General features: G+C 73.4%; 4 protein-coding genes. 2 read left to right on the forward strand and 2 right to left on the reverse strand.

Annotated elements, in window-relative coordinates:
• Positions 1 to 33 precede the first annotated feature (33 nt).
• A complete protein-coding gene (locus OB08_RS05465) occupies positions 34 to 1,860 on the reverse strand; it encodes an ABC transporter ATP-binding protein (RefSeq protein WP_461472931.1) in 1,827 nt (608 codons plus the stop codon).
• Between the two features lie 94 nt (positions 1,861 to 1,954).
• Here OB08_RS05465 and OB08_RS05470 point away from each other — a divergent pair, with 94 nt between their 5' ends.
• Both OB08_RS05470 and OB08_RS05475 read left to right on the forward strand, forming a co-directional pair.
• Positions 1,955 to 2,710, forward strand: coding sequence for a 5-oxoprolinase subunit PxpA (locus OB08_RS05470; protein WP_461472933.1), 756 nt, complete (start codon positions 1,955 to 1,957; stop codon positions 2,708 to 2,710).
• Positions 2,704 to 4,269, forward strand: a complete 1,566-nt coding sequence (locus tag OB08_RS05475; RefSeq protein ID WP_461472935.1) for a 5-oxoprolinase subunit B/C family protein — start codon at positions 2,704 to 2,706, stop codon at positions 4,267 to 4,269. The genes OB08_RS05470 and OB08_RS05475 overlap by 7 nt, the downstream gene beginning before the upstream one ends.
• Positions 4,270 to 4,324: 55 nt before the next feature.
• Here OB08_RS05475 and OB08_RS05480 read toward each other — a convergent pair.
• The coding region (locus OB08_RS05480) for an ATP-binding protein (protein WP_461472937.1) at positions 4,325 to 6,590 on the reverse strand (2,266 nt) is incomplete at its 5' end.

Consider the following 6,590-nt stretch of genomic DNA (forward strand, 5'->3'; position numbering starts at 1 on the left):
TATGCGGCTCGCGTGCGCGGCCGTGCGCAGCGGTCAGACGGCGATGTCGAGCTCGTTGCCCGGGATCGACGCGAGGAGCCGGCGGGTGTACGGGTCGCGGGGATTCGTGAAGATCTCCTCGCTCGAGGCGGCCTCGACCAGCGCGCCGTCCTTCATGACGCACACGTAGTCGCTGATCAGCCGCACCACCGCGAGGTCGTGCGAGATGAACAGGTAGCTGAGCCCGTACTCCTGCTGCAGGTCGCGCAGCAGCGTGAGCACCTGGTCCTGCACGAGCACGTCGAGTGCGGAGACGGGCTCGTCGCACACGATGAGGTCGGGCGAGAGCGCGAGCGCGCGCGCGATGGCGACGCGCTGGCGCTGACCGCCCGAGAGCTCGGACGGGTAGCGGCGCAGCATCGAGTGCGGCAGTGCGACGTCGTCGAGCAGCTGGCGCACGCGAGCCGCCCGCTCCTTCGACGAGCCCCGCTTGTAGAAGTCGAGCGGCTCGGTGATGATCCGCTCGATCGAGAACATCGGGTTGAGCGAAGAGTACGGGTCCTGGAAGATCGGCTGCACCCGCTGGCGGAACTGCTTGAGCTCACGCCCCTTGAGCGCGGCGACGTCCTGGCCGTCGAAACGGATCGAGCCGCTGGTCGGGTCGATGACCTTCAGCATCATGCGCGCCGTCGTGGTCTTGCCCGAGCCGGACTCGCCCACGATGGCGACGGTCTCGCCGCGCGGGATCGCGAACGAGACGTCGTCGACGGCGACGAAGTCCTCCTTGCTGCCGCGCACCTTGTAGACCTTCGTGAGGCCCTCGACCTCGACGATGTGATCGGGAGCGGATGCCGCGGCCGCCGGCGCTGCGGACGTGCGAGGCTCGGCGGTGTCGGGGCGCTCTGCCGGCGTGCCGGCCGCGGGGGGCCCGGTCACCGGCGCTTCGGCCGTCGGTACCTCGGTCACGGGCGCTTCGGCCGTCGGCGCGTACTCCGCCGCGGCGTCAGTCGCCGGAACGTCCACCGCCGGCGCGGTGCGGAACACTTCGGGCCGCAGGCGGACGGCCGCCACCGAGGGTGCCGCCTTCACGAGCGCCTGCGTGTAGGGCTGCTGCGGGTCTTCGAGGATCTGCCGGGCCGGCCCCTGCTCGACGATGCGTCCGCGGTTCATGACAACGACGCGCGCAGCGCGTTCGGCCGCGAGACCGAGGTCGTGGGTGATGAGCATGACCGCGGTGCCCAGCTCGCCGGTCATGCGGTCGAGCTGGTCGAGGATGGTCTTCTGCACCGTCACGTCGAGAGCGCTCGTGGGCTCGTCCGCGATGAGGAGCTTGGGGTTGCACGCGAGGCCGATCGCGATCAGCGCGCGCTGGCGCATGCCGCCGGAGAACTCGTGGGGGTACTGCTTCGCCCGCTCGGCGGCGTTGGGAAGACCGGCGGCCGAGAGGGTCTCGATGACGCGCTGGTCGACGTTCTTGCGGGTGGCGAGACCGTGCGCGAGAAGGGTCTCGGCGATCTGGGTGCCGATCTTGGCGACCGGGTTGAGGTTGGACATCGGGTCCTGCGGGACGAGGCCGATCGACCGTCCGCGGACGGTGCGCAGCACGCTCTCGGGGGCGCCCACGAGGTCTTCGCCTTCGAACAGGATGCTGCCCCGGGTGACCTTGCCGTTGCCGGGGAGCAGACCGATGACCGCCATCGCGGTGGTGGACTTGCCGGACCCCGACTCGCCGACGATGGCGAGCGTCTCGCCGGCGGCGAGGTCGAGGTCGACGTTCTCGACGGCGTGCACCGTCCCCTCGATCGTCTGGAACTCGACGGCGACGTCGCGGACCTGGAGCAGCGGCGTCCCTGCCGCGGGGCGTTCGGTGGAGCGGGCCATTGGTCCATCCTGCCTGGCGCGGCGTGCTCGTGCACGCGACCGTCCACAGCCTTTACGGAGTCGTAACGCGTTCGCGCGGGGCTAGCGTGGGGGCATGGCGGCCATCGACCTCAATGCGGACCTCGGCGAGACCGTCGACGGCGTCCCCACCGCCGACGACGAGGCGATGTTCGCGCTGATCTCGAGCGCGAGCGTCGCGTGCGGTGGGCACGCCGGCGATGCCGCGTCGATGCGCGACGCGGTCGATCGGGCGGCGCGGTTCGGAGTCGCAGTGGGAGCGCACCCGTCCTACCCCGACCGCGAAGACTTCGGTCGCGCGGCGATGGACTTCGCGCCCGACGAACTCGCCGCCCAGACGGCCCTGCAGCTGGGGGCCCTCGTGGCGGCAGGCGCCGACCTGCGCTACGTCAAGCCGCACGGGGCGCTCTACCACGCGGTGACGGCCGACCGGCGGCAGGCGGAGGCGGTCGCGCGCGCGGTCGCCGACCAGTCCGCGCTCATCGGCCGCGCGCTTCCCGTCCTCGGCCTCGGCGGCGAGATCGCGCGCGCCGCCGCAGCCGCCGGACTCCCCTTCGTGCGCGAGGCGTTCCTCGATCGCGGCTACCTCGCGGACGGCGGGCTCGTCGCGCGCACCTCGGCGGGCGCCCTGCTCGACGACCCCGACGAGGTCGCCGCGCGCGCGCTGCGGCTGGTGCGCGATGGGGTCGTCGTGGCCGTCGACGGCTCGGTGGTCGAGGTCGACGCGGCCTCGCTGTGTCTCCACGGCGACTCGCCGGCGGCCGTCGCGATGGCGCGCGCGGTGCGCGCCGCTCTCGACGCCGACGGCATCGTGGTGCGCGCCCCATGGTGAGCGCCCGCCTCCTGCCCGTGGGCGAGCGCGCGTTCCTCCTCGAGGCCGGGTCGCAGGGCGACGTGCTCGCTGTGCACGGCGGGCTCGAGGCATCCCGCCTCGACGGCGTCGTCGACCTGGTCCCCGCCGCACGCACAGTGCTCGTGCGGGTCGACCCCCGGGTGCTGCCGCTCTCGGTCGCCCGAGGCTGGGCGCTTCACGCCGCGGAGGCGGCGGGGCGCGCCGCGCCGGCTTCCGACGCGCCTCTCGTCGAGCTCGACGTCGTCTACGACGGAGCCGACCTCGCCGAGACGGCGGCGCTGCTCGGTCTCAGCCCGGAGGTGCTCGTCGACCGGCACACGGCCTCGCCGTGGACGGTCGCCTTCACGGGATTCGCCCCCGGCTTCGGGTATCTCGTGCGCGAGGACTGGACGTACGACGTCGCGCGGCTGCCATCGCCGCGCACGCGTGTGCCCGCCGGGTCGGTAGGCCTCGCCGGCGGCTTCTCGGGGGCGTACCCGCGCGACACCCCCGGCGGGTGGCGGCTGATCGGCACGACCGCGGCGATGCTGTTCGACCCGGATGCCGCGAACCCCGCGCTCCTCGCACCGGGAACGCGCGTGCGTTTCCGGGCCGTCCCGGCGGCGAGCGGTCGATCCGGGACGCCGGTCGCCGCCGAGCGGCCCGCCGCGTCGGCTCCCGCACCGGCCGGCGGCATCGACGTCGTCGAGTCCGGCCTGCTCGCAACGGTCCAGGACCTCGGCCGCCCCGGCGCCGCGGCGCTGGGAGTCGCGGGATCGGGCGCCCTCGACCGTACCGCCCTGCGCGCGGCGAACCGTCTCGTCGGCAACGCCGAGCATGCCGCAGGCCTCGAGGTGACGATGGGCGGGTTCCGCGCGGTCGCCCGGCGTGACCTGTGGGTCGCCGTGACAGGGGCGTGGGGCGCCATCCACCTCGCCGGCCGCGAGGTCGACCCGTACGAGGCGATCGCGTGGCCGGCCGGTGCCGAGCTGCACCTCGACTGGTTCGCGCACGGCGCCCGCGCCTACGTCGCGGTGCGCGGCGGCCTCGACGGCCGCGCCGTGCTCGGCTCTCGAGCGACCGACGTCATGGCGGGCCTGGGTCCTGCACCGCTGCGGGCGGGCGACCGACTCGCCGTCGCGGACGAGGCATCCGCTCCCGTCCCCGTCTCGACGCCCGCGTCATGGGGGGCACCGCACGACGACGAGCTCACGATCGAGCTCGCACCGGGTCCGCGGGCCGACTGGTTCGCGCCGGACGCCCTCGCGACGCTCTACGAGTCGCTGTGGACCGTGACGAACGACGCCGACCGGGTGGGCATGCGGCTCGACGGACCGCGGCTGCCCCGCACGCGCACGGACGAGCTGCCGAGCGAGGGCATGGTGCCCGGAGCGCTGCAGGTGCCGCCGAGCGGCCGCCCGACGGTGCTGCTCGCCGACGGGCCGGTGACGGGCGGCTACCCCGTCATCGCCGTGGTGACGGATGCCTCGCTCGACCTGCTCGCCCAGGCGCGGCCGGGCACGCGGATCCGGTTCCGGCACGCCCGAAGAACTGAGTAGTCGTTGCGTAGGGGCGGGGTGGCGTCGCGGCGATAGTCTCGCCCCTTTCCGCGCGTCACCAGTGGCGCATGGCCTCCTCGACCGCCGCGTGCTCGCTCTCGGGGAGCGCGAGCCGCACGGCCTCGGACACGCTCATCTCGGCGCCCGCGGCCTCGCCCGAGGCGACGCTTCCCGGGTCGCGCCCCCGCAGGATGTCGAGGTACGGCGTGTGCACGGTGAAGGCCTCGACGTCGAAGATGCCGATGCGGCGGCGGATCACGCCGGCCGCGACAGCGAGCGCCGACGCCCGCCACGCCTCTCCGTGCGCGGCAGCCACCGCGCACACGCCCTCCAGGCTGTACGCGACGCCCTCCTCGTAGTGCAGGTGCACCGACAGCAGCAGGGTGTGCACGAACTCGCGCTCGGCCTCGTCGATCCGGCCCAGCTGGAAGTTGAGCCGCGACCGCAGGTTGCCCGCCACGGATGTCGTGAACAGGTCGCCGCCGGCGGACGCGACCTCCGTCGCCCGGTCGAAGTGCGCCAGGGCCTCTTCGGTGGCGCCGCGCACCCAGGCGAGCCGGCCGAGCGACACCTCGGTGATCGCCTCGGCCCAGCCGTTGCCGAGCTCGCGCAGCTTCGCGACCGCCTTGCGCAGCTCCTTGTCGGCCTTGACCGCGTTCGGATCCACGAGCTGCACGCGGGCGGTCGCCCGCGCCGCGAGCGCCATCGCCGCCGCATCCTCGTCGCCGCTCTCGGTGAACAGGCGCACGCACTCGCCGAGCCCCGCGACGACCTGCTCGCTGGGGCGCTGCCACATCTCGCCCCACAGAGCCAGGAACCACGCGACCGCGCGCGTGTGCTGGGTGATGGGGCGCTCGTGCTGCTTCTCGAGGAGTTCGAGCATCCACAGGCGGACCTCGGCGAAGAAGCCGGAGATCCACCAGTAGATGAGCAGGCTCCACGCGAAGTCTCCCGCGTCGTCGAGGCGGTCGGTGTAGATGAGGTGACGCACCGCCGCGCGCAGATTCGGCAGCTCGAGACCGAGGCGCACCACCGCTTCGGCCTGCGCCTGACCGCCGAGCCCGGGCGCGAGCCGCCGCACGAGCGCGAAGTAGTAGTCCGCGTGCGCCGCCCGCACGCGGTCGGCCTCGCCGCGGGCCTTCAGCCGCCCGAGCGAGTACTCCCGCACGATCGCGAGCAGCGAGAAGACGGAGCGCCCGCCGATCTCGGTCTGCTTGACGAGCGAGCCGTCCACGAGGGCCGCGAGTCCGTCGATCTCGAGGCCCTCCCACGAGCGGCCCACGCCGAGCGCCTCCACGGCGTCGAGGGTGAAGCGGGTCGCGAACACCCCGAGGTCCTCGAGCAGCTCGCGCTGCTCGTCGGGCAGGAGGCTCACACTCCAGTCGATCGTCGCGCGCATCGTGCGGTGTCGCTCGGGCAGGTCGCGCACGGCGGCGGTCAGGAGCGGCAGGCTCTGCTCCAGCCGCTCGGCGATGCCGGCGGGTGTGAGGATGCGCACCTTCGCCGCGGCGAGCTCGATCGCCAGCGGCAGGCCCTCGAGCCGGCGAGCGATGGCGGCGAGATCGGCCGCGTTGTCGTCGGTGACGTCGAACCCGGGCTTGACTGCCTGCGCGCGATCGACGAAGAGCGCGACGGCGGCCGAGCGGGTGGCCCGGTCGACGCTCGCCGGGCCGTCGCCGGGCGGCGTCGACAGCGTCGGCACCTCGTAGACGCGCTCGCCGCGGATGCGCAGCACGATGCGACTGGTGACGAGGAAGGTCGCTGTCGGGGCGACCGTGTACAGCCGTACGAGCACCGGCGCGGCGTCGACGATCTGCTCGAAGTTGTCGAGAACGACGAGCACCTTGCGGTCGGCGAGGGCGTGCGAGATGCGCTCCTCGAGAGCGGCTTCGCCGTTGTCGCGGATGCCGAGCGTGTACGCGATGGTCGGCAGCAGCAGCCCCGGCTCGAGCACGCCCTCCAGCAGCACGAAGTACGTGCCGTCCGGGAAGAGGTCCTCGCTCGCGAGGGCCGTCTCGATCGCCAGGCGGCTCTTTCCGATCCCGCCGGGACCGATGAGGCTCACCACCCGGTCGGTGCCGCGCGCGAGCAGCTCGCGCACGGCGGCGATATCGTCCTCGCGGCCGATCGTGGTGGTGTACGGCACCGGCACGCGGGCGATGAGGGATGCCGCCGCCGCCTCGGGATCGGGATCGTCGACGACCTGCGACTCGTCGAACCGCTCCGCGAGCAGCATGGCCAGGTCGTCGGCGACCTGGTCCTCGAGGTCTTCCGGGTCGTGGAAGTGGAGGTAGGCGGCGGTGTCGTCGGCTTGGATGCGG

The organism is Microbacterium sp. HJ5 (assembly GCF_054824025.1).